This window comes from Micromonospora ferruginea, from assembly GCF_013694245.2.
Taxonomy (GTDB): Bacteria; Actinomycetota; Actinomycetes; order Mycobacteriales; family Micromonosporaceae; genus Micromonospora; species Micromonospora robiginosa.
In genome coordinates, this window is record NZ_CP059322.2 from 6,318,548 (window position 1) to 6,342,360 (window position 23,813).

Genomic DNA, 23,813 nt, shown 5'->3' on the forward strand with positions numbered 1-23,813 from the left:
GGCGCGGGTTCCGACCCCGCCCGCGCCGACGCGCGTCTAGGCTCGCCGGGTGAGCTGGCGGCGGCGGTGGTGCGGGGCGGCGTTGGCCGTCGCGCTGACGGCGGGCGGCTGCACTGCGGGGCACGACGACCGCGACGGGTTCCGGCCCGGTGCGGCGGACGCCGGCGACCCGTACGTGCCGGGGGCCGGCAACGGCGGCTACGACGTCGGGCACTACGCGCTCGACGTCCGCTACGAGCCGGCGGACGACCGGCTCACCGGCACCGCCACGCTGACCGTCACCGCCACCCGGGCGCTGTCGCGCTTCCAGCTCGACCTGGCCGGCCTCACCGTCGACCGGGTCCGGGTCGACGGTGAGCCGGCGAAGCACCGCCACGACGACGCGGAGCTGGTCGTCACCCCGGCGCACGGGCTGCCGGCCGGGAAACGGTTCACCGTCGAGGTCGCGTACGGCGGGGTGCCCCGGCCGCTGCCCGCCGCCGAGCTGGGCGACGGCGGGTTCCACCACACGCCGGACGGGGCGATCGCGCTCGGCCAGCCGGAGTCGGCGAGCACCTGGTTTCCGGTCAACGACCACCCGTCGGACAAGGCCACCTACGACTTCGCGGTCACCGTGCCGGACGGGCTCGCCGCCATCTCCAACGGGGTGCCGAAGGGCCGGACGAGCGCTGGCGGACGGACCACCTGGCGCTGGTCGGAGCGCTCGCCGATGGCCAGCTACCTGACCACGCTGGTGATCGGCGACTACCGGGTCACCAGCGGCACGCACGCCGGCAGGCCACTCGTCACCGCTGTCGCCGCGGCACTGCCCGCGGACGGTCCGGCCGCCGCGTCGGTGGCCCGCACCGGCGAGGTCGCCGACTTCCTGGCCGCCCGCTTCGGGCCGTACCCGTTCGACGCGTACGGCGGCGTGGTGGTCGCCGACGACCGGATCCGGTACGCGCTGGAGACCCAGAGCCGACCGGTGTACGGGCCGGGCTTCTTCCGGTCCGGCCGGCCGAACACCGAGGTGGTCGCGCACGAGCTGGCCCACCAGTGGTTCGGCGACAGCGTGTCGGTGGCAAAGTGGAGCGACATCTGGCTCAACGAGGGCTTCGCCACGTACGCCGAATGGCTCTGGGCCGAACACGACGGCGGGCGGAGCGTGGCGCGGACCGTCGCCGACCGGTACGCCGCCACCGACTGGTCGAAGCCGTCGGTGGACCCGGGCCGGGCCGGGATGTTCGGCGACGCGGTCTACCAGCGGGGCGCGCTCGCGGTGCACGCGCTGCGCCGCGCGCTCGGCGACGAGACGTTCTTCCGCGTCCTGCGCGGGTGGCTGGCGGAGCGCCGCGACGGCAACGCCACCACCGCGGACTTCGTCGGGTACGCGGAGCGCGCCGCCGGCCGCCCGCTGCGCGCGCTCCTGGACACCTGGTTGATCGGCGCGACGCCGCCGGGCCTACCGTGACGCCGGCGCGCCCGGACGCGGTGGCCGGCGAGCGGGCCTGCCGTGACGCGGACGTGATCGACAGTCGGTAGGCTGCCGCGGGCGGAACGGCCCGTGGGCGGGCCGCCGTTCGGGGCCCCGGGAGGGATCGAGGCGATGGCGCGGCGCGGCGGACGACGACGGCTCGGGCTGCTGGCCTGCGGGACGCTGCTGCTGGCCGGCTGCGGATCGGCCGAGCCGGACCGGAGCGCGGCGGCGCCCACCGAGCCCGGCCCGACGGCGAGCCGCACCTTCGCGCCCGGCGCGGCCGGGGCCGGCGACAGCTATTTCCCCAGCTACGGCAACGGCGGCTACGACGTCGCGAACTACGCGATCAAGGTGCGCTACGACCCGGACACCGACAAGCTGACCGGCACCACCACGGTGCGGGCCACCGCGACCGCCGACCTGTCCGCGTTCCACCTGGACCTGGCCGGGCTGACGGTCCGTTCGGTCACCGTGGACGGCGCCGCGGCCCGGCACGCCCGCGCCGACGACGAACTGGTCGTCACGCCGGCCACCGGCCTCACCTCGGGCAACGGGTTCGTCACCGAGATCCGGTACGACGGCAGGCCGGCGGCGCTGCGCACCGAGGCGCTGGGCGAGGGCGGCTGGCTGCACACCGCCGACGGCGCGGTCGCGCTCGGCCAGCCGGAGTCGGCGAGCACCTGGTTCCCGGTCAACGACCACCCGTCGGACAAGGCCACCTACGACATCGAGATCACCGTGCCGAAGGGGCTCACCGCGGTCTCCAACGGGGTGCCGAAGGGGAAGTCGACGGCCGGCGACTGGACCACCTGGCGCTGGTCGGAGGGCTCGCCGATGGCCAGTTACCTGAGCATGGTGGCGATCGGGAAGTTCCGCGTCACCACCGCCGAGCACAAGGGACGTCCGGTCTTCAGCGCGGTCACCACCGGGCTGCCCGAGGGCGCGCCGGACCGCTCGATCGCGCGCACCGTCGAGGTCGCCGACTACCTGGAGAGCATCTTCGGGCCGTACCCGTTCGACGCGTACGGCGGCGTGGTGGTCGCCGACGACCGGATCCGGTACGCGTTGGAGACGCAGAGCCGGCCGGTCTACGCGTCGAGCTTCTTCCGGCGGGGCGACAACACCGACGTGGTGGCGCACGAGCTGGCCCACCAGTGGTACGGCGACAGCGTCTCGATCCAGCGCTGGCAGGACATCTGGCTCAACGAGGGGCTGGCCACGTACGCGGAGTGGCTCTGGGCCGAGCACAGCGGGTCGTCAACCGTCCAGCGCACGTTCGAGCAGACGTACGCGGCCGCGCCCGGCCCGGTGTGGCGGACTCCGCCGGGCAGGCCGGGGGTGGAGAACCTGTTCGGCCGCTCGGTCTACGAGCGCGGCGCGATGACCGTGCACGCCTTGCGGCTGGCGGTGGGCGAGGCCGCGTTCTTCGCCGTACTGAAGACCTGGGCGGCGGAGCGGAAGAACGGCAACGCCACCACCGCGGACTTCCGCGCGCTGGCGGAGCGGGTGTCCGGCAAGAAGCTGGACAAGCTCTTCGACACCTGGTTGCTCGGCACCGAACGCCCCGCTCTCCCCAAGGCGAAGTAAGGCGGGGCCCCCGCTTAACGCATTCTGCATAGGCGGGGCCCCCGCCTAACGCCTCAGGTCTTCACGCGCAGCGAAGGGTGGGCGGCGAGGTACGCGTCGGCCTTGCCGCCGCGCAGGGCGGTGAGGAAGTCGCGGCCCGGCTTCTGGAGCTGCTCGCCGCGGTAGGCCCCGCCGCTGCCCACCCCGGTGCCGGGGAGCCCGACCAGGGTGATCCGGCCCGCCGGCATGCCACCCAGGGCGTACGCGAAGTCGATCAGCTTCCGCCCACCGCCGACGTACACCAGGGTCCTGCCGAGCGCGGCGACCACCTGCTCGACCCGCTGCGGGTCGCGGGGCGTGCCCTGGCCGAGGAGCTTGCCGGCGAGCGCGCGGATGAGCTGCTGCTGGTGCCGCTGCCGGGTGTAGTCGCCGCCGGCGGTGTAGCGCTGCCGGGCGTAGTCGAGCGCCTGCCAGCCGACCAGGTGCCGGTCGCCCTTCTGGTAGACCATCTGCGGCCCGGTGTAGCCGCCGCCGCCCAGCGGCCGCATCTTCCCGTCCGGCCGGCGGTGCCGGGACTCGACCTTCTGGTCGACGTAGAGGTCGACGCCGCCGAGCGTGTCCACCAGCTTGTCGAAGCCGCCGAACGTGATCACCGCGCCGGCGTCGATGCGCAACCCGGTGTAGCGGGAGACGGTGGTGCGCAGCAGCTCGTACCCCTGGGCGGTGCTGGGGTGGGCCTTGTCGCCCGGCACCCGGCTGCCGTAGCTCATCGCGTGGGTGAGCTTGGTCTTCCCGCCCGGGTAGCGGGCCTTCGGAAAGGCCGGGATGTCGACCACCAGGTCGCGGGGGAGCGAGAACAGGTACGCCCGGTCCAGCCCGGCGGGCACGTGCAGCACCAGCACGGCGTCGGCGTGCGGCTCCCAGCCGGGGATGCTGACCCGGGTGTCGACGCCGACGAGCATCAGGTTGAGCGGCCCGGTCAGGTCGGCGCCGGGCGGCGGGGTCGGGCTGGCGGTGGTCGGCGCCGGCGTCGGCGAACCCGGGGACGAGGTGGCCGGCGCGGCGGCCCGGGTCGGCGCGTGGTTGCCGACCAGCCGCGTCGTCACCACCGTGCCGCCGGCGACCAGCAGCGCCGCCACCAGGGCGGCCAGGCCGAGCAGGCGTCGTCTCGTCACGCGTTCTTTCCTCTCCCCGTGGTGTTCGACGCGTCCGGGCACCCCGAAGGTTGCACCGGTGGCCGGAGCGCTCTGCATGATCTGCGAAAAACCCGTGCTGGCGCCATAGCTACCCGTCGGTAATGATGCGTTCATGCGCTACGACGTGGTCGTCATCGGGTCGGGCTTCGGCGGCAGCGTCACCGCGCTCCGCCTGGCGGAGAAGGGCTACTCGGTCGGTGTCCTGGAGGCCGGCCGGCGCTTCGCCGACGAGGAGTTCCCGAAGACGTCCTGGCAGGCGCGGCGGTTCCTCTGGGCGCCGAAGCTCGGCTGCTTCGGGCTGCAACGGATCACCCTGCTCCGCTCCGCCGACCGGAAGGCCGGCGGCGGGGTGATGGTGCTCTCCGGCGCCGGGGTGGGCGGCGGGTCGCTGGTCTACGCGAACACGCTCTACGAGCCGCTGGACGCGTTCTACGCCGACCCGCAGTGGCGGGACATCACCGACTGGCGCGACGAGTTGGCCCGCCACTACGACCAGGCGAAGCGGATGCTCGGTGTCACCACGTACCCGATCGACACCGGCGCGGACCGGGCCATGCGGGCGGTGGCCGAGCGGATGGGGGTGGCGCACACGTTCCACCCGACGCCGGTCGGCGTGCACATCGGACGGCCGGGGCAGCGGGTGGCGGACCCGTACTTCGGCGGCGTCGGGCCGGACCGCACCGGGTGCAGCCACTGCGGCTCGTGCATGACCGGCTGCCGGCACGGCGCGAAGAACACGCTGGTCAAGAACTACCTCTGGCTCGCCGAGCGGCTCGGCGCGCAGGTGCACCCGCTGACCACCGTCACCGCCGTGCGGCCGGAGGAGGCCGGCGGCTACGCGGTGCACACCGAGCGGACCGGCGCCTGGCTGCGCAAGCGCCGCGCGGTCATCCACGCCGACCAGGTGGTCTTCGCGGCCGGCGCGCTCGGCACCCAGCGGCTGCTGCACGAGATGAAGGCGACCGGCGCGCTGCCGGCGCTGTCGCCCCGGCTGGGCGAGCTGACCCGGACCAACTCGGAGGCGATCCTCGGCGCCTCGGTGGGATCCGGCGCGGCCCGGCGGCGTGGTCTGGACTTCTCCGAGGGGGTGGCGATCACCAGCTCGTTCCACCCCGACCCGCAGACCCACATCGAGCCGGTCCGCTACGGCAAGGGCTCCAACGCGATGGGCCTGCTCCAGTCGCTGCTGGTCGACGGCGGGCCGCACCGGGTCCGGCGGTGGCTGGGCAGCATCGTCCGGCAGCCGGGGCTGGCCGCGCGGATGCTGTCCGTGCGCGGCTGGTCCGAACGCACCGTCATCGCGCTGGTCATGCAGTCGGTCGACAACTCGCTGACCACCCGCTGGCGGGGGCGCCGGTTGGTCTCCGGCCCCGGGCACGGCGCGCCCAACCCGACCTGGATCCCGGCCGGCAACGAGGCGGTCCGGCTGCTCGCCGAGGAGATCGACGGCACCCCGGGCGGCGCGGTGACCGAGCCGTTCAACATCCCGATGACCGCGCACATCCTCGGCGGCGCGGTGATCGGCGCCACCCCCGACGACGGGGTGGTCGACCCCTGGCACCGGGTGTACGGCCACCCGGGGCTGCACGTGGTGGACGGCGCGGCGGTCTCGGCGAACCTGGGCGTCAACCCGTCGCTGACGATCACCGCGCAGGCCGAGCGGGCGATGTCGTTCTGGCCCAACAGGGGCGAGCCCGACCCGCGCCCGGCGCCCGGCTCCGCGTACACGCGGGTGGCGGCGGTGCCGCCGCGTACGCCAGCGGTGCCGGCGCACGCTCCCGCCGCGCTGAGGTGAAAGGAGGGGCCCCCGGTTAACGCCTCCGGTAGAGGCGGGGCCCCTTGCTTAACACCTGGCGAGCGACGCGCCGCCGGGGCGCGTCCACGCGGCCGGTGACTGTCGGTAGGCTTTGCGCACATGAGCACGCCTCGCCCCGTCCTCGTGGTGGACTTCGGAGCCCAGTACGCCCAGCTCATCGCGCGCCGCGTCCGCGAGGCGAAGGTCTACTCGGAGATCGTCCCGCACTCCATGCCGGTGTCCGAGATGCTGGCGAAGAACCCCGCCGCGATCATCCTGTCCGGCGGCCCGGCCAGCGTCTACGCGCCGGACGCGCCGCAGATCGACGCCGGGATGTTCGACGCCGACGTGCCGGTCTTCGGCATCTGCTACGGCTTCCAGGCGATGGCCCAGGCGCTCGGCGGCACGGTCTCGCGCACCGGCAACCGCGAGTACGGCGGCACCCCGCTGCGCCCGCGCCTGACCGAGCCCGGCGTGCTGCTGCGTGACCTGCCGGCCGACCTGCCGGTCTGGATGAGCCACGGCGACTGCGTGACCGAGGCGCCGGCCGGCTTCACGGTGACCGCCGAGTCGGCGGGCGCCCCGGTCGCCGCGTTCGAGGACCTGGCCGGCCGGCGGGCCGGTGTGCAGTTCCACCCCGAGGTGGGGCACACCGCGCACGGGCAGGAGATGCTGACCCGCTTCCTCTACGACATCGCCGGCGTCGCGCCGACCTGGACGCCCGAGAACATCATCGACGAGCAGGTGGCCCGGATCCGCGAGCAGATCGGCGACAAGGAGGTCATCTGCGGCCTCTCCGGCGGCGTCGACTCGGCGGTCGCGGCGGCGCTGGTGCACCGGGCGGTGGGCGACCAGCTCACCTGCGTCTTCGTCGACCACGGGCTGCTGCGCGCCGGCGAGGCCGAGCAGGTGGAGAAGGACTACGTGGCGGCGACCGGCATCAAGCTCAAGGTGGTCGACGCCCGGGAGCGGTTCCTCGGCGCGCTCGCCGGGGTGACCGATCCGGAACAGAAGCGCAAGATCATCGGCCGGGAGTTCATCCGGGTCTTCGAGGCCGCCGCCCGGGAGATCGCCGCGCACGGCGACGTCGAGTTCCTGGTGCAGGGCACGCTCTACCCGGACGTGGTGGAGTCCGGCGGCGGCACCGGCACCGCCAACATCAAGAGCCACCACAACGTCGGCGGCCTGCCCGAGGACCTGAAGTTCTCGCTGGTCGAGCCGTTGCGCACGCTGTTCAAGGACGAGGTCCGCACGATCGGCCTGGAGCTGGGGCTGCCCGAGGCGATGGTGTGGCGGCACCCGTTCCCCGGCCCGGGCCTGGCCATCCGGATCATCGGCGCGGTCGACGAGGAGCGCCTCGCCGTGCTCCGCAAGGCCGACCTGATCGCCCGGGAGGAGCTGACCGCGGCCGGCCTGGACCGGGGCGTCTGGCAGTTCCCGGTGGTGCTGCTGGCCGACGTCCGCAGCGTCGGCGTGCAGGGCGACGGGCGCACCTACGGGCATCCCGTGGTGCTGCGCCCGGTCTCCAGCGAGGACGCGATGACCGCCGACTGGTCCCGGCTGCCCTACGAGGTGGTAACCCGGATCTCCACCCGGATCACCAACGAGGTCGCCGAGGTCAACCGGGTGGTCCTGGACGTGACGAGCAAGCCGCCGGGCACCATCGAGTGGGAGTGACGCCGGGTCAGGCGGCGGGCGGCGGCCCGGCCTGCGGCCCCGGGCCGGCCGGCGGGACCGGCGGCCAACCGGGCGCGGTGCCCGGCGGGTGCGGCCAGGCGGGCGCGCCGGCCGGCTCCTCGGGCATCAGGAACCACATGATCGGGTACGCGAGCGCGGCGAGCCCGCCGGTGAGCACGGTGGCGGTCGCGAAGACCACCCGGACGAGCGTGGGGTCGAGGGCGAAGTAGCGGCCGAGCCCGCTGGCCACCCCGGCGATCATGCGGTCGCTGACCGGGCGGCGGAGCTGCTTGTACGGCGCTTGCGAGGGGTTCGTGGAGGTCATGTGTCCACGGTCCCGCGCCGGTCGGCGGGCGACCTCGGTGACCGCCCGGAGACCTACCCTGACCCGTCCCTGAGGCGCCAGCGAAGAGTCAGGAATCTGACTCTTTTCGATGGAGGTAACCCGGTCCGGGGAGAATTTGCTTCCGTGACCACCTCGCTGGAGCCGCTGCGCAGGATCGCGGCATACGCAGTTTGTGCTGATTCAAACGGCCGAGTGTTGCTGGTCCGCGCATCGGAGCGCTCCGGCACCCCCGGCACCTGGTCCCTCCCCGGCGGGGCGGTCGACCACGGTGAGGACCCCAAGCACACCGTCGTCCGGGAGACCGCGGCCGAGACCGGGCTCTCGGTGGCCGTCGCCGGCCTGCAGGACGTGCTGGCCGACATGCGGGCGCTGCCCGAGCGGCACATCACGATCCACACCGACCGCCTGCTCTACACCGTCTCGGTGCGCGGCGGGACGCTCACCGAGCGGGTCGACCGCCCCACCGACCTGGCCCGCTGGTTCACCATCGACGAGGCCCGGGAGCTGCCGCTGCGGTTGTTCACCGCGCGTGCGCTGGGCCTGCCCACCTCCACCGACGACATCGTGCCGGAGGAGGTCCCCGAGTTCCCGTCGTTCTACGCCGTCCCCGGCCCGGACGGGCTGCACCGGGCGCAGCGCTTCGCCGCGTACGCGGTGGTGACCGACCCGGAGGAGCGGGTGCTGTTGACCCGCGTCTCCGACGGCTACCCGGGCGCCGGTTGCTGGCACCTGCCCGGCGGCGGCACCGACTACGGCGAGCAGCCCGCCGCCGCGCTGATCCGGGAGCTGGTCGAGGAGACCGGGCAGACCGGCCGCCTGGTCGAGCTGCTCGGGGTGGCCAGCCACCGCGACGCCGCCTCGCTCGGCCCGGAGGGCTACCCGATCGACTGGCACGGCGTGCGAGCCTTCTACCGGGTGGTCGTTGACCAGCCCGCGCCGCCCACCGTGGCGGACGTCGGCGGCTCCACCTGCGAGGCCCGTTGGTTCCGCCGCGAGGAGCTCGGCGCCCTCCCCACCGACCGCCTGACCGAGGTGACCGCCGAGGCCGTCCAGGCCGCCCACCTCCTCTGACCCGCGCCCACCGCCCTGACCCGGCGATCATGAGGTTGACGGGACGAAATGTCCGTCCCGGGACCGCTAACCTCATGATCGACGCAGGGACGGACGGGGAGGCGTGGGGTGGAGCAGCGGCGGCGGGTGGCGGCGTTCGGGGTTTTGCGGGACGAAGGCGGGCGGGTTCTGCTGGCGCGCGGGGGACGCGGTGCCCGTATCCGGGGGTGTGGCAGCTTCCGGGGGGCGGGGTCGAGCACGCCGAGCACCCGGCCGCCGCGGTGGTCCGCGAGTTCGCCGAGGAGACCGGGCTGACCGTGGCGGTCGTCCGGCTCGCCGACGCGGTCGCCGACGTGGCCACCTATCCGCCCGGTGACGTCGCGGTGCACACGGATCGGCTGATCTTCGAGGTGGAGGCCCGGGGCGGGCGGCTGCGGCCGGAGCCGGACGGCGGCAGCGACGACGTGGGCTGGTTCAGCGCCGAGGAGGCTTCGGCCCGACCGCTGATGCCGTTCACCGCCGAGCTGCTCGGCCTGCCGGTGACGCCGCTGCCGGCCGACCTGCCCCGGGGCCTGCCCGGCGCGCCGACCGGCCCGGCCGCCGACCGCCGGCAGCGCTTCGCCGCGTACGGGCTGGTCACCGACCCGGACGACCGGGTGCTGCTCACCATGATCGCGGACGGCTATCCGGGCGCCGGCCGGTGGCACCTGCCCGGCGGCGGCACCGACCACGGCGAGCAGCCGGCGGCCGGGCTGCTCCGCGAGCTGGTCGAGGAGGCCGGCCAGCTCGGCCGGGTGGTCGACCTGCTGGACGTGGACAACCTGCACACGCCGGGCGCGCTGGGGCCGGAGGGACGCCCGCTCGACTGGCACGGCATCCGGGTGGTCTACCGGGTGCGGGTGGACGTGCCGACCGAGGCCGTGGTGACCGAGCTGGCCGGCGGATCGACCGCCCGGGCCGCCTGGTTCCCCCGGGAGCGGTTGGCCGGTCTGTCGATGACCGGGGTGGCGGTGCGGGCCACCGGGCGACGGGTGAGCTGAACCGCTCGCCGAGCCGTCCTGGGCCACCTCCGGTACAGTCAGGAGTTGGGACCGGCAGACAAAAATGGGCGTTGAGGCCCGAGATGGGAATGAACGAGCAGTTCGCGCGGTTAAGGGAGTTATAAGTACCGCCGGCAGCTATACCCAAGCCCTTGTCCCCTGTGCAATGGTGTACTCCGCAAATGGGCTGCCGGGCCCGAAAGGTCCGGCACGAGACAGCCGGACACCCGCCCCGACGTGGGCGGCCAGTCGATCCGGTGATGGAGGAAACGTGCCGAGAGCCCCATGGCGCCGGCGTCGTACGACTGACAGTCCGCGCCCCGCAGGGCGTCGCTGGGCGGGCCGGTTGCGCCGCAGCAGCACGTTCGCCCGCCAGGTGCTTCTGGTCCGGGTGGGCCGCCGTGACGGCCTGGCCGGTTCCGGGGTCGACCTGGTCACCCCCGACCACCGCTACGCCGACCGCCAGCGCATCCGCTACCCCCGGCTCGACGCCGACGTCGAGGCGATCCGCCCGATCAGCCCGGCGCTGCCGGTGACCGCGCCGGTCGACGAGTCGCCGGCGATGTCGATCCCGCTGCTGCCGGGTGAGCGCACCACCGCCCGGCGCGCCAAGTTCGCGCTGGTCAACGCGTGCACCCTGAGCAGCCTCATGCTCGGCATGCTGGCCATCTTCCTGGCCATGCAGGGCGAGGTGCGGCTGGCCGCGGTCTGCCTGATCGCCTGCGTCGCGTTCGACGGCCTCGACGGGGCGCTGGCCCGCAAGCTCGGCGTGGCCAGCCCGTTCGGCGCGCAGATGGACTCGCTCGCCGACATGTGCTCGTTCGGCCTCGCCGCGCCGGTGGTGGTCTACGCCTCACTGGCCGGCTCGGTGCCGCCGGCGGCCGCCGCGGTCGCCTGCGCCCTGGTCGCGGCCTGCGCCGCCATCCGGCTCGCCCGGTTCAACGTCTCGCCGAAGGACGGCCGCTTCTTCTGCGGCGTGCCGACCACCATGGCGGCGGCGGTGCTCGCCCTGACCGTGGCGATCGGCGTACCGGTCCCTGGCCTGGTCATGGTCGCCGGCGTGGCGCTGCTCGCCTTCGCGATGGTGTCGAGCTTCCCCTACGCCAAGCTCGCCCGGCTGCTGAAGCTGCCGCCGTGGCTCTGGTTCGTCCCGGTGGTCGGCGCGCTCGTCGACATCCGGCTCACCTTCGCCCTCGTGGTGGTGGGCTACCTGGTCAGCGGCCCGCTGCTCTGGCTGCACCAGCGTCGCGCCGCCTAGCGCGGACACGCACGACGAAAGGGGCGCCGCGCGATCGCGCGGCGCCCCTTTCATTCCGTTCTCTCCCGTCAGCGCCAGCGGGCGATGACCGTGGACCCGCCGACCACCTTGTCGCCCGGGCCGACCAGCGGATCCGCGGTGTCGGCCGGCAGGTAGACGTCGGTACGCGAGCCGAACCGGATCAGGCCGAACCGCTCGCCCTTGGCCAGCAGTGAGCCGACCGGCGCCCGCTGCACGATGCGGCGGGCGATCAGCCCGGTGCGCTGGGCCACGACCACCGTGCCGCGGTCGGTGTCCAACACCGTGTACGCCGCCACGTTGTGCTCGGCGTCCGGCTTCATGGCGTTGACGAACCCGCCGTCGGCGACGAAGTAGTCGACCACCTTGCCGGCCACCGGCGCGCGGTTGACGTGCACGTCCAGCACCGACAGGAAGACCGCGATCCGCAGCCACTCGCCGTCGCCGAAGCGCTCGTCCTGCATCCGCTGCACGGACAGCACCTGGCCGTCCGCCGAGGCGACCACGGCCGACGGGTCCTCCGGGACGTCCCGCTCCGGGTCGCGGAAGAACGCGGCCACCGGGCCGGCGGCCAGCGCCGGCACCAGCCACAGCTTGGACTTCGGCCGGGCGGCCCGGGCCAGGGCGGCCAGGCCGAGCGTGATGCCGGCGGCGGCCACCCCGTTGGAGTCGATGTGCATCTGCCGGGTCACCGGCACGCTCGACGGCCGGTACGCCGGCGAGAGCGAGGCGGCCAGCGCGGCCGGGGCCGGGGTGAAGCGCAGGTGGTGCACGCGCACCGGCGGCGAGTTGCGCAGCACCACGTCGGTGCGGACGCCGTGCAGCACGCCCTGCCGGTCCAGCTCGGCGCCGGCGCCCTCGGTGCGGAACAGCGGCGCGGCGACGCTCAGCACCGCGCCCTCGGCGAGATATTTGGACAGCCCGTCCACCGCGGCGCGGGCCTCCTCGGCGGTGCCGGTGAACGGCTCGGCGACGACCACCACCGCGGCGGCGTCCGCCTCGGCGAGCGTGTCGACCACGCGTACCCGGTCGGCGACCCAGCGCCCCTGGGCGGTCACGTGCTCGCGCAGCGCCGCCGTCGCGGCCCCCTCGGCCGGCACGACGATCAGCCGGTCACCCGGGAGCAGCGCCTCGATCGCGGCGGCCAGTACCGCGGACTCCGGCGTCGCGCCGACCAGCAGGCCGGCCTTCGGGTCGTTACGCCGGGCGAACTCGGCGACGAGCGTACGGGCGGCGCGCTCGCCGAGGCGGACCGCACCGGACGGACCGGTGACGCGCACGGCGGGGGACTGGGTCATGTCGGATGAACTCCTGACGAGGTAGAGACGGACGGGGACCGCCGGTGTCGCGACCGGCCGGGACCGGGAGCGCCGGGCACGGTCACCGGTGGCACGGACCGGACGGCAGCGGCGAGATCTCCCGCGACCAGCATAGGCCGCGCCGCCGGGCTCCCGCACCGGCGAGGTCAGACCGTCGGCCCTCCGGAGGGCTGCCGCCCGGTCGGCGGTTCCCCGGTCTCCGGGTCGACCGGCGGCAGCTCACGGGTGACCGGGTCGGACCGGTCCTCGGGTTCGGGGCCGGACGGTGTCCCGACCGGTGACCAGCTCGTCGCCCGGTCCTCCCGCGCCGGGACGGGCACGTCGCCCACGGCGTCGGTGGCCCACTCGTCGGCCCCGTCCGGGGTGCCCACGGTGCCGGTCGAGGTGCCGTCGAGGTACGGCGCGGCCACGGTCGTCTCCGGCCCGCCCGCCGCGTCCGGTCGAGCCGCCGCGTCCGGTCGAGCCGCCGGGTCGGGACGAGCCGCCGGGTCGGGACGAGCCGCCGGGGCGCGGACCGAGCGCAGCGCGCCGACCAGGCCGAGCAGCCCGATCACCACCAGCCCGCCGGCCAGGAACCAGCCGACCGGCGGCACGGCCAGCCCGAGGATGCGGGCCAGCAGCCACCAGAGCGCGAGCCCCAGGAAGACGAGGCCGAAGGCGAACGAGACGATGTCCGTCCGATGGGCCTTCACCGGGTCACCTCCAGATTTCCGGCGTTCAGATGGACGTAGAGGCGCAGGGTGCCCCCGCCGGGGCCGTCCGCGCCCGCGTCGGTGCTCTCCCAGTGCCGGCCGTCGAGCCCGCCGGTGCGCCGGCCGAAGACGTTCGCCTCGCCGGCGTTGACGTCGGCCACCGTGGTCACGTCCACGTCCGGTGGCACCACCACTGTCGCGTTGCCCAGGTTGACCTCGACGGTCACCTGGATGTCCTGCTTGTCGAAGTCGATCCCGCGCAGGTCGAGCACCGCGTCGCCGAAGTTGTTCTCGTACCGGTCGGCCAGGTCGCGGCGGTCGGTCGGGGCCCAGGTGACGTTGCCGTCGATGCCCCGGACCCGGTCGTAGGACTCGGCGACGGTGGCGACGCCGAGTGCCGCCGCGGTCACCAGACCGAGAGCGATCAGCCATCGCGCCCGACCGAACCAGGTGCCCACGAGCAGCCCGAGGCCGATGGTGGCCAGCACCGCGGCGAAGTAGCCGGCGGCGCCGACCGGGAACACGCCCATCAGGTCGAGCATCGCCACCAGGCCGAGCGCCAGGAAGATCAGCGAGAAGGTGATCGCGCCGAGCGGGGAGCGCTCCTTCGGCCGCTTCGGCGGCCGGGGCGGCCGGACGGGCGCCGGGGCGGGCGACCCGGCGTACGGGCCGTGCGGGGCGAACGGCGGCCGGTAGCCGCCCGGCGGCAGCGGGGCGCCGACCGGCGCGGGCGGTGGCACGGCGGCCGGCCCGCCGACCGGGGCGCCGGTGGTCGGCGCGGCCGGCCAGGCCGGTGCGGCGCCGGAGGTGGGCCACGCGCCGGTGTCACCGGCCGGTGCGGTCACCCCGGGCATCGCCGCGGTCGCCGGCTCGGACCGGACCGGTCGGGTGCCGGCCGCGGCGGGCCACCCGGGGGCCGGCAGCGGCGCGGCCGGGTACCCGGGCTCGACCGAGGACGTGGCCGGGTAGCCGGGCTCGACCCGGCCGGAGGGCGTGGCCGGGTAGCCGGGCTCGGACCGGGCCGGGTGGCCGGGTTCGGTCAGATCGGACGGCGTGGGCGGGTAGCCGGGCTCGGACCAGGCCGGGTGGCCGGGTTCGGTCGGTGCGGAGGGCGCGGGCGGGTAGCCCGGCTCGGCCCGGACGCCGGACGGCGCGCCGCCGGCGGGCCAGCCCGGCGGCGTGACCCCGACCGGTCCGCCGGGGCGGGGAGGGGCGACGGTGCCGGGCGGTGTCGCGTGCCCGCCGGGCCAGGGCGTCCCGGCCGGCCCGCCCCCGGGGGTGGGCTGCGGACCCGGCGCCGTGCCGCCCCGGGACGCGAGGCCGCGCTGCTCGCGGTTGAGCATCAGCGCGCCGCCGATCAGGATCACCGCGCCCAGCAGAATGGCCCGGAAGCCGTCGGTGACGACGTACGCGAAGCCGACCGCGACCAGGATGCCGAGCACGATGACGGTGACCGGCGACATGCTGGAGCGGCCCCGGCCGAGCATCGACTCCACCGGGGAGGCGGTGTCCCCTTCACCCGGGATGATCAGCCACGCGGCGAGGTAGACGAGCAGCCCGATGCCGCCGAAGAAGCCGAGCACGGCCAGCAGGACGCGCCAGAGCACCGGGTCGGTGTTGGTGGCCCGGCCGACGGCCGCGCACACCCCGGCCAGGTAGCGGCCCTCCCGGGGGCGGACCAGCCCGTAGCGGGTGGTGAAGCCGGCGGCGCCGGGCGGCGGAGCGTACCCACCGGGTGGTGGGTCGGCGAACGGCGCGCCGCCGGGTGGCGGGGGCGTGTCGTCGCCGGCGGGCGCCGACCCCGGCGGGGGCGGCGGCGGATCGTCCTGTGCTGCCGCCCAGGGGCGGGGCGGACGGGCAGCGTCCTCGGTCATGCCTCCGATACTGCGGCCCCGGCCGCCCGGACGACCTCAGGAACCGACCCTGACCCCACCCTGAGATCGGGCGTCGGCGAATGTCCGGGGCGTCCCCGTGGTCCGGGGCCTACCCAGCGTGTGACGATCGGAGCGTCGGCCGCCGCCGGCATCTCCGCGCCGACCCGGGAGCCCGAGATCACCAGCACCGTCACGCCGCACCCCCCGCGTCTCTACCGGGCCACCGAGCACCGGCTGGGCGCCGGGGTGGCCGCCGGCATCGCCGAACACCTGGGCATCCCGGTGCTCCGGGTCCGGGTGGCGTTCATGGTGCTGCTCGGGCTGAGCGGTCTCGGCCTGTTGCTCTACGCCGCCTTCTGGGCGGTGGTCCCGCCCCGCCCCGGCGACACCGCGGCCCCGCCCCGTCGCGATCTCGCCCAGTTGCTGCCGTTCGTGGTGATCGGGCTGGGCGTGCTGCTGCTCCAGGTCGTCGCGTTCGACTCGGTCGGCGCGGCCGGCACCGCCGGTTGGCTGGTGGCGATCATCGCGGTCGGCGCCGGGGTCATCTGGCACCAGTCCGGGCCGGAGCGCCGCCGGCAGTGGGGCGACTCCGCGGTGCCCTGGCTGGGCGCGGTGGTGGAGGAGAGCGACCGGCGGGCGTTCGTGCTCCGCTTCATCGGCGGCGGGGTGCTCGTCGCGGTCGGCATCATCGGCGTGGCCGCGGTCTACTCGCCGGCGCAGAACTTCGACGCGGTGCTCAACGGCGTCATCTTCGCGCTGGTCGGGCTGGCCGGCGTGGGCGTGGTGACCGGCCCGGTGCTCTGGCGCACCTGGAACCAGCTCCGCTCCGAGCGGGAGGGGCGCATCCGCGAGCAGGAGCGGGCCGAGCTGGCCGCGATGGTGCACGACCAGGTGCTGCACACGCTCGCCCTGATCCAGCGCAACGCCAGCGACGTCAAGACGGTGCAGCGGCTGGCCCGGGGTCAGGAGCGTTCGTTGCGCAACTGGCTCTACAAGCCGACCGCCTCGCCGACCGAACGCTTCGCGGCCGCCCTGGAGCAGGCCGCCGCCGAGGTGGAGGACACGTTCGCGATCACCGTCGAGACGGTGGTGGTCGGCGACCGGGAGACCGACGAGCGGGTCGGCGCGCTCGTCGCCGCCGCGCGCGAGGCGCTCGTGAACGCGGCCCGGCACGCCGGGGTGCAGACCGTGTCGCTCTACGCCGAGGTGGAACCCGAGCAGGTCAGCGCCTTCGTTCGGGACCGGGGCAAGGGCTTCGACCCGGATACCGTGGAGAATCACCGGCACGGCGTCCGGGGCTCGATCATCGGACGGATGAAGCGGCACGGCGGCCGGGCGGAGATCCGGTCCGAGCCGGGAGAGGGGACCGAGGTCCGGCTGATCCTGCCGATCACCGGCTCGGGCTCCACGGCGGAAAGGGACAGATGACCATGTCCGAGCAGGAACCGGTCGAGGGCGCGGCGCCGCGGGGGCCGCTGCGGGTGTTCCTCGTCGACGACCACGCCATGTTCCGCGCCGGCGTCCGCGCCGAGCTGGGCACCCGGGTCGAGGTGGTGGGCGAGGCCAGCTCGGTGGCCGAGGCGGTCACCCGCATCGCGGCCACCGGTCCGGACGTGGTGCTGCTCGACGTGCACATGCCCGACGGTGGCGGTCGCGCCGTGCTGGAGGCGATGCGGCGGACCCACCCGCAGGTGAAGTTCCTGGCGTTGAGCGTCTCGGACGCGGCCGAGGACGTGATCGGCCTGATCCGGGCCGGCGCCCGGGGCTACGTCACCAAGACCATCTCGCCGGAGGAGCTGACCGACGCGATCCGCCGGGTGGCCGACGGGGATGCCGTGTTCAGCCCGCGGCTGGCCGGGTTCGTGCTGGACGCGTTCGCGTCCCGGCCGGACGCGCCGGTCGCCGACCCCGAGCTGGATCAGCTCACCAACCGGGAGCGCGAGGTGCTCCGGCTGCTCGCCCGGGGGTACGCGTACAAGGAGATCGCCAAGGAGCTGTTCATCTCGATCAAGACGGTCGAGACGCACGTCTCCAACGTGCTGCGCAAGCTCCAGATGTCGAACCGGTACGAGTTGTCCCGCTGGGCCGCCGACCGCCGGCTGGTCTGAGCCCGCGACCCCGACGCCCTCGTCCACCCGGGCGGCGAGCGTGTCCGCACAGCCGAAGGTGCCATCGTCCGGACGGCCAGAACTGCGCGATCCCGGTGCCGGTCCGCCGGGCGCGGTCGCGCTCCTGGGCGCGCTCCCCACGGCGGAGGTACCGGGTGGTGTCGATCGGTGTGGGCACGTCTTACCTGTTCAGGGCGGTGCGGTAGGCGCCGTTTGTGATCTTTTCTCAAGTATCGGCAACGTGGCGAGCAACTAACGGCTTGATAACGGCACCTTCACGGAAAGGGCCGGTGAGTGTCACAGTGGCAGCACCTCACCCCCCGGTGTGAGGCATCTCGTCGGGCCTGCCGACCACGTGACGCCGCCACCAGCGCCGCCCCGTGGTCGTCGACCCTGCGCGATGTCCTCGTCGAAGGGTGTGGCGCCCGGCGGATCGGTACCCCTGGGGTGTCCCGATTTCCTCTGCGGTAAACCGGCGTCCTGTGGTTCGGGACGTCGGCGGTGTCACCCCCCACACGTGCGTGAAACCCACGACGGAACCAGGTTAAGAAAGAGGAGGCCCCTCGGAATGAGAGTCTCGAAGCGGGCGAGCGGCGCGCTCGCGGTGGGCGCGGCATTCGCGCTCATCGCGTCCGGCTGCTCCAGCGGGAACAACGACGGTGGCGACGCCGGCGCCAGCTCGGACGGCGCGATCGTCATCGACGGCACCCAGCCGGAGAACCCCCTGGTTCCGGCGAACACCACCGAGACCGGTGGCGGCAAGATCATCGACTGGGTGTGGAGCGGCCTGGTCGAGTACCCCAACAACGGTGGGGCGCCGCAGAACCTGCTCGCCGAGTCGATCGACACGAGCGACTCGAAGGTCTTCAAGATCAAGATCAAGCAGAACACCAAGTTCCACGACGGCACCACCGTCAAGGCCGAGAGCTTCGTCAAGGCCTGGAACTGGGCGGCGTACGGCCCGAACGGCGCGCAGAACGCCTCCTTCTTCTCCGACATCCAGGGCTTCGGCGACGTCTTCACCGAGGACCCGGACGGCCCGGACGGCCCGAAGAAGGCCCCGGAGCCGGCGAAGAAGGAGATGTCCGGCCTCAAGGTCGTCGACGACTGGAACTTCGAGGTCACCCTCGCCGCGCCGACCGCCGTGTTCCCGACCAAGCTCGGCTACAGCGCCTTCATGCCGCTGCCGGACGCGTTCTTCTCCAGCACCCCGGCGGAGTTCGGCAAGAAGCCGATCGGCAACGGCCCGGTCAAGCTGACCGCCTGGCAGGACGACGTCGAGATCAAGCTGACTCGTTTCGACGACTACAGCCTGCGCGACAAGATGAAGATCAAGGACGTCACCGTCAAGATCTACCAGGACGACACGGCGGCCTACAACGACCTGCTCGCCAACAACCTGGACTTCCAGCAGCAGGTCCCGGTCTCGTCGCTGGCCGGTGACAAGTGGAAGACCGACCTGGGCGAGCGGGCGATCTCCACGACGATCCCGTCGACCGGCATCATCGCCTTCCCGATCTACGACAAGCGCTTCACCAACCCGAAGCTGCGCAAGGCGATCTCGCTCTCCATCGACCGGCAGTCGATCACCGACAAGATCTTCTTCGGTAACCGCAAGCCGGCCGACAGCTGGGCCAACCCGCTGACCCCGGGCGCCGCGCCCGGCAACTGCACCGCCTGCAAGTTCGACGTGGCGCAGGCCAAGCAGCTCCTCACCGAGGCCGGTGGCTTCCAGGGCAAGCTGACCCTGTCGTACAACGCGGACGCCAGCCACAAGGAGTGGATGGAGGCCGTCGCCCAGCAGATCAAGACCAACCTGGGCATCGACGCGGTCGCCGTCGGCGTGCCGACCTTCGCGGTCTTCCGCGCCAACATCAACAACTACAAGATGACCGGCATGTACCGCGCCGGTTGGCAGCAGGACTACCCGGACGTGGAGAACTGGATCAACCCGCTCTACGTGACCGGCGGTTCCTCGAACGACGGCAAGTACAGCAACCCGCAGGTGGACGCCCTCGCCAAGGAGGCCTCCGCGGCCCCCAGCATCGAGGAGGCCCACAAGAAGTTCGCCGAGGCCGTCAAGCTGATCGATGAGGACGTCCCGACGATCCCGATCTACTTCAGCGGCGAGCAGTCCGGCCACTCGGAGAAGATCAAGAAGCTGGAGCTGACCAACGTCGGCGAGCTCGACATCACCTCGGTCGAGCTCTGATCCGAACGGTCTGACCCCGGGTCGGGCTCGCCTCACCGGTGAGCCCGGCCCGGGGCCGTTCCGCGAGGGGGTGTACAACAAACCCCTCGCACGTTGTCGTCACCGCGTCGGGTGCCCGGCGCTCCCTGTCTGGAGGACCACCCCATGGGCCGTTATCTCTTGAGACGGCTGCTGCAACTCGTGCCGGTGTTCATCGGCACGACGTTCCTGATCTACTGGCTCGTCTGGTCGGTGCCCGGTGACCCCTTCGCCGGCAAGTGCGGCGACCGTGGCTGCCCGCCGAACTACCGGGCCATGATGACCGAGAAGTACCATCTCGACGACTCGATCTGGGTGCAGTACGCCAGCTACATGAAGAACCTTTTCCAGGGTGACTTCGGTATCACGTTCGGCGGTCGCGAGATCAGCGACATCATCGCCACGTCGTACCCGAACACCCTGAAGCTGGCGGTGGTCGCCCTCGCCATCGAGGCCGTGATCGGTCTCGGCGCGGGCATCCTGACCGGTCTGCGGCGCAACGGCTTCCTGGACAACCTGGTCCTGGTCTCCACCCTCTTCCTGATCGCCCTGCCGGTCTTCGTCATCGGCTTCGTGCTCCAGTGGGTGCTGGGCGTGAAGTGGGGCATCGTCAACCCGACCGTCTCCAACGAGATGCGGTTCAGCGAGCTGATCGTCCCCGGCTTCGTGCTCGGCAGCGCCTCGATGGCCTACATCGCCCGGGTGGCACGGACGAGCATCGCCGAGAACCGGCGGGCCGACTACGTGCGTACCGCGATCGCCAAGGGCCTCCCGATGCGCCGGGTGGTCGGTGTGCACCTGCTGCGCAACTCGCTCATCCCGGTGGTCACGCTGCTCGGCACCGACCTGGGCGCCCTGATGGGTGGCGCGATCGTCACCGAGGGCATCTTCGGCATCAACGGCATCGGCCGGCAGGTGCTCCGCTCGATCGTCACCAAGGAGAGCGCTACCGTTGTCGGCATCGTGGTGGTGCTGGTGGTCGTCTACCTCGTGATGAACCTGCTGGTGGACCTGCTCTACGCCGCCCTCGACCCGAGGATCCGCTATGAGTGACCGTCGCAGCGAACGAATCGTCCCAGCAGTCTGCGCGGGCAACCACGCCCGCGCCGAGCGCAGCGAGGTGCGGGCATGAGTGACCCGAGTACCGCGTCGATCGTGTCGACGCCGCCCGCGACCATGCCCACCGAGGCCGGGTCCGGCGCGCCCACCAACGCCGGCCTGCCGGAGAGCGCCAAGCAGCAGAAGCCCCGTGGCCTGCTCGGCGACGCCTGGATCGACCTGCGGCGCAAGCCGCTGTTCTGGATCTCGGCGGCGTTCATCGTGCTCTTCCTGGTGATGGCCGCGTTCCCGTCGCTGTTCACCTCCGGCGACGCGGTGAACGGCGCGCTGGAGCGCAGCCGGGTCGAACCGTCCTCGTCGGCCTGGTTCGGCTACGACGTGCAGGGCCGCGACGTCTACTCGCGGGTCATCTACGGCGCCCGCGCGTCGATCGTGGTGGCCGTGGTCTCCACGGTCCTCACGCTGCTGTTCGGTGGCGCGATGGGCATCATCGCCGGCTACCGCGGCGGCTGGGTCGACGCGGTGCTCTCCCGCGTCGCGGACATCTTCTTCGGCCTGCCGTTCGTGCTCGGCTCGATCGTCATCCTGACCACGTTCAACGGCTCCGGCACCGACAACGGCGAGTGGACGATCATGGGGCTGGTCATCCTGTCCCTGAGCGTGCTGAGCTGGCCGGTCGTGATGCGGCTGATGCGCTCCTCGGTGCTCGCCACCAAGGAGGCCGACTACATCGTCGCGGCCCGCGCCCTGGGCGCCGGCACCGGCCGGATCATCCTGAAGCACCTGCTGCCCAACTGCCTGGCGCCGCTGCTGGTCTACGGCACGATCATGGTCGGCTCGTTCATCGGGGCCGAGGCCACCCTGTCGTTCCTGGGCATCGGCCTGAAGAGCCCGGTGGTCTCCTGGGGCATCATGATCAGCGAAGCCCAGAACTACATCCGGGTCTCGCCGTTCCTGCTGTTCTTCCCCTCCGCGTTCCTCGTCACCGCCGTGCTGAGCTTCGTCATGCTCGGCGAGGCGGTCCGCGAGGCCCTCGACCCGAAGCTCCGATAGGGGAACTGAGTTGTCCGACATTCTCGTGTCCGAGCAGTCCGCGGCGGGCGCCGACGGATCCGGCCGCCCCTCGGGCCGCCTGCTCGAGGTCGACGACCTGCGGGTGGAGTTCCGCACCCGGGACGGCGTCGCCAAGGTCATCAACGGTGTGACGTACCACGTCGACGCGGGGGAGACCCTCGCCGTGCTCGGCGAGTCCGGCTCCGGCAAGAGCGTCACCGCGCAGACCGTCATGGGCATCCTGGACACCCCGCCCGGGTTCGTCACCGGCGGCCAGGTGCGCTTCCACGGCAAGGACATGCTCAAGATGTCCGCCGAGCAGCGGCGACGGATCCGTGGCGAGGGCATCGCCATGATCTTCCAGGACTCGCTCTCGGCCCTCAACCCGGTTTTCACCGTCGGCTTCCAGATCGCCGAGCAGTTCCGCATCCGGCGCGGCCTCAGCCGCTCGGACGCCAAGAAGCGCGCGATCGAGATGCTCGACCAGGTGAAGATCCCCAACGCCAAGGGTCGGTTCAGCAACTACCCGCACCAGTTCTCCGGCGGTATGCGGCAGCGCGCGATGATCGCCATGTCGCTGGCGCTGGACCCCGAGGTGCTGATCGCCGACGAGCCGACCACCGCGCTGGACGTGACCGTGCAGGCCCAGATCATGGACCTGCTCGGCGAGCTCCAGCGGGAGCGGCAGATGGGCATGATCCTGATCACCCACGACCTCGGCGTGGTCGCCGACGTCGCGGACCGGATCGCGGTCATGTACGCCGGCCGGATCGTCGAGTACGCCGACGTCTACGACCTGTACGCCAAGCCGGCGCACCCGTACACGCTCGGCCTGCTCAACTCGATCCCGCGGATGGACGAGAAGGGGCAGGAGCTCCGGACCATCAAGGGGCTCCCGCCGAACCTGATGAACATCCCGCCGGGCTGCGCCTTCAACCCGCGCTGCCCGATGGCGCAGCCGGTGTGCCGGGAGAAGGTCCCGCCGCTGCTGCAGTTGGGCAACGGCCGGGCCAGCGCCTGCCACTTCGCCGAGGAGCTCGTGAACCGTGACTGAGAACATCATCGAGGTTCGTGACCTGGTCAAGCACTACCCGGTGACCCAGGGCATCGTGTTCAAGAAGACCATCGGCCAGGTCAAGGCGGTCGACGGCGTCTCCTTCGACCTCAAGGCCGGCGAGACGCTGGGCGTGGTCGGCGAGTCCGGCTGCGGCAAGTCGACGCTCGCCCGGGTGCTGATGAACCTGGAGAAGCCGACCGCGGGTCAGGTGCTCTACAAGGGCCAGGACATCTCCAAGCTCTCCGGTGGCGCGCTGCGGCGGCTGCGCCGGCAGATCCAGCTTGTCATGCAGGACCCGTACACCTCGCTCAACCCGCGGATGACCGTCGGTGACCTGATCGGCGAGCCGTTCGAGATCCACCCCGAGGTGGCGCCGCGCGGCAGCCGTCGGGGCAAGGTCAAGGAACTGCTCGACCTGGTCGGCCTCAACCCGGAGCACATCAACCGCTACCCGCACCAGTTCTCCGGCGGTCAGCGGCAGCGCATCGGCATCGCCCGGGCGTTGGCGCTGCGGCCCGAGGTGATCGTCTGCGACGAGCCGGTGTCGGCCCTGGACGTCTCCATCCAGGGCCAGGTGATGAACCTGCTGGAGAAGCTCCAGGCCGAGTTCGGCCTGTCGTACGTCTTCATCGCCCACGACCTGTCGGTCGTGCGCCACCTGTCCGACCGGGTCGCCGTGATGTACCTGGGCAAGATGGTGGAGATCGGCACCGAGGACGAGATCTACGAGCGGCCGACCCACCCGTACACCCAGGCGCTGCTGTCGGCGGTGCCGGTGCCGGACCCGACCGTGCGGGAGAGCAAGGCGATCATCCGGCTCCAGGGCGACGTCCCCTCGCCGATCAGCCCGCCCTCGGGCTGCCGGTTCCGCACCCGGTGCTGGAAGGCGCAGGACGTCTGCGCCCAGGAGGTCCCGCTGCTGGAGATCCGGCCGGGCTCGGACCACCCGAGCGCCTGCCACTTCGCCGAGAAGCGGGAGATCGTCGTCACCCACGAGGTGGCCTGATCCACCTCGGACC

The 23,813-nt window shown here is 72.8% G+C and carries 17 protein-coding genes and 2 pseudogenes; 14 read left to right on the plus strand and 5 right to left on the minus strand.

Features of this window, described 5'->3' with window-relative positions; all coding sequences use genetic code 11:
* Window positions 1-49: 49 nt before the first annotated feature.
* Window positions 50-1,450: a M1 family metallopeptidase gene (locus H1D33_RS28540; RefSeq protein ID WP_181570261.1), complete on the plus strand. Its 1,401-nt coding sequence runs from the start codon at window positions 50-52 to the stop codon at window positions 1,448-1,450.
* 135 nt (window positions 1,451-1,585) lie between these two features.
* Window positions 1,586-3,043: a M1 family metallopeptidase gene (locus H1D33_RS28545; RefSeq protein WP_181570260.1), complete on the plus strand. Its 1,458-nt coding sequence runs from the start codon at window positions 1,586-1,588 to the stop codon at window positions 3,041-3,043.
* Window positions 3,044-3,096: 53 nt separating this feature from the next.
* On the opposite strand, the gene H1D33_RS28550 is transcribed toward H1D33_RS28545, so the two are convergent.
* Window positions 3,097-4,197, minus strand: coding sequence for an LCP family protein (locus H1D33_RS28550; protein WP_181570259.1), 1,101 nt, complete (start codon window positions 4,195-4,197; stop codon window positions 3,097-3,099).
* A 133-nt stretch (window positions 4,198-4,330) separates the two neighbouring features.
* Here H1D33_RS28550 and H1D33_RS28555 point away from each other — a divergent pair, with 133 nt between their 5' ends.
* Both H1D33_RS28555 and guaA read left to right on the plus strand, forming a co-directional pair.
* A complete protein-coding gene (locus H1D33_RS28555) occupies window positions 4,331-6,013 on the plus strand; it encodes an FAD-dependent oxidoreductase (RefSeq protein ID WP_181570258.1) in 1,683 nt (560 codons plus the stop codon).
* Window positions 6,014-6,133: 120 nt separating this feature from the next.
* The gene (gene guaA / locus H1D33_RS28560) at window positions 6,134-7,690 is read left to right on the plus strand and encodes a glutamine-hydrolyzing GMP synthase (RefSeq protein WP_181570257.1); all 1,557 of its coding nucleotides are present in this window, start codon (window positions 6,134-6,136) and stop codon (window positions 7,688-7,690) included.
* 7 nt (window positions 7,691-7,697) lie between these two features.
* Here the strand turns inward: guaA and H1D33_RS28565 are convergent, their stop codons facing one another.
* Entirely contained in the window at window positions 7,698-8,015 is a 318-nt protein-coding gene (locus H1D33_RS28565; protein ID WP_181570256.1) for a PspC domain-containing protein, read from the minus strand.
* Between the two features lie 144 nt (window positions 8,016-8,159).
* Here H1D33_RS28565 and H1D33_RS28570 point away from each other — a divergent pair, with 144 nt between their 5' ends.
* From H1D33_RS28570 to H1D33_RS28580, 3 genes and pseudogenes are all read left to right on the plus strand, one after another.
* Window positions 8,160-9,107 (plus strand): NUDIX hydrolase, encoded by a 948-nt coding sequence (locus tag H1D33_RS28570; RefSeq protein ID WP_181570255.1) that lies wholly within the window; start codon window positions 8,160-8,162, stop codon window positions 9,105-9,107.
* A gap of 108 nt (window positions 9,108-9,215) precedes the next feature.
* Window positions 9,216-10,126, plus strand: a pseudogene (locus H1D33_RS28575) (NUDIX domain-containing protein).
* A 346-nt stretch (window positions 10,127-10,472) separates the two neighbouring features.
* On the plus strand, window positions 10,473-11,384 hold the full coding sequence (locus H1D33_RS28580) for a CDP-alcohol phosphatidyltransferase family protein (RefSeq protein ID WP_181570253.1): 912 nt from the start codon (window positions 10,473-10,475) through the stop codon (window positions 11,382-11,384).
* A gap of 68 nt (window positions 11,385-11,452) precedes the next feature.
* On the opposite strand, the gene H1D33_RS28585 is transcribed toward H1D33_RS28580, so the two are convergent.
* From H1D33_RS28585 to H1D33_RS28595, 3 genes and pseudogenes are all read right to left on the minus strand, one after another.
* Complete coding sequence (locus H1D33_RS28585; protein WP_181570252.1) at window positions 11,453-12,700, minus strand: phosphatidylserine decarboxylase; 1,248 nt, start codon at window positions 12,698-12,700, stop codon at window positions 11,453-11,455.
* A gap of 518 nt (window positions 12,701-13,218) precedes the next feature.
* Window positions 13,219-13,413: pseudogene (locus H1D33_RS28590) on the minus strand (hypothetical protein); the annotation flags it as partial.
* A complete protein-coding gene (locus H1D33_RS28595) occupies window positions 13,410-15,287 on the minus strand; it encodes a PspC domain-containing protein (RefSeq protein WP_181570250.1) in 1,878 nt (625 codons plus the stop codon). The gene H1D33_RS28595 and the pseudogene H1D33_RS28590, both read right to left, overlap by 4 nt.
* A gap of 150 nt (window positions 15,288-15,437) precedes the next feature.
* Here H1D33_RS28595 and H1D33_RS28600 point away from each other — a divergent pair, with 150 nt between their 5' ends.
* From H1D33_RS28600 to H1D33_RS28630, 7 genes are all read left to right on the plus strand, one after another.
* Entirely contained in the window at window positions 15,438-16,715 is a 1,278-nt protein-coding gene (locus H1D33_RS28600) for an ATP-binding protein (protein ID WP_181572553.1), read from the plus strand.
* Window positions 16,716-16,717: 2 nt separating this feature from the next.
* Window positions 16,718-17,395: a response regulator gene (locus tag H1D33_RS28605; protein ID WP_181570249.1), complete on the plus strand. Its 678-nt coding sequence runs from the start codon at window positions 16,718-16,720 to the stop codon at window positions 17,393-17,395.
* A 568-nt stretch (window positions 17,396-17,963) separates the two neighbouring features.
* A complete protein-coding gene (locus H1D33_RS28610) occupies window positions 17,964-19,607 on the plus strand; it encodes a peptide ABC transporter substrate-binding protein (RefSeq protein WP_181570248.1) in 1,644 nt (547 codons plus the stop codon).
* 144 nt (window positions 19,608-19,751) lie between these two features.
* Entirely contained in the window at window positions 19,752-20,678 is a 927-nt protein-coding gene (locus tag H1D33_RS28615; protein WP_181570247.1) for an ABC transporter permease, read from the plus strand.
* 75 nt (window positions 20,679-20,753) lie between these two features.
* Entirely contained in the window at window positions 20,754-21,737 is a 984-nt protein-coding gene (locus H1D33_RS28620) for an ABC transporter permease (RefSeq protein ID WP_181570246.1), read from the plus strand.
* Window positions 21,738-21,762: 25 nt separating this feature from the next.
* The gene (locus H1D33_RS28625) at window positions 21,763-22,791 is read left to right on the plus strand and encodes an ABC transporter ATP-binding protein (protein WP_181572552.1); all 1,029 of its coding nucleotides are present in this window, start codon (window positions 21,763-21,765) and stop codon (window positions 22,789-22,791) included.
* Window positions 22,784-23,800 (plus strand): ABC transporter ATP-binding protein, encoded by a 1,017-nt coding sequence (locus tag H1D33_RS28630; RefSeq protein WP_181570245.1) that lies wholly within the window; start codon window positions 22,784-22,786, stop codon window positions 23,798-23,800. Before H1D33_RS28625 ends, H1D33_RS28630 begins: the two co-directional genes overlap by 8 nt.
* Window positions 23,801-23,813 lie beyond the last annotated feature (13 nt).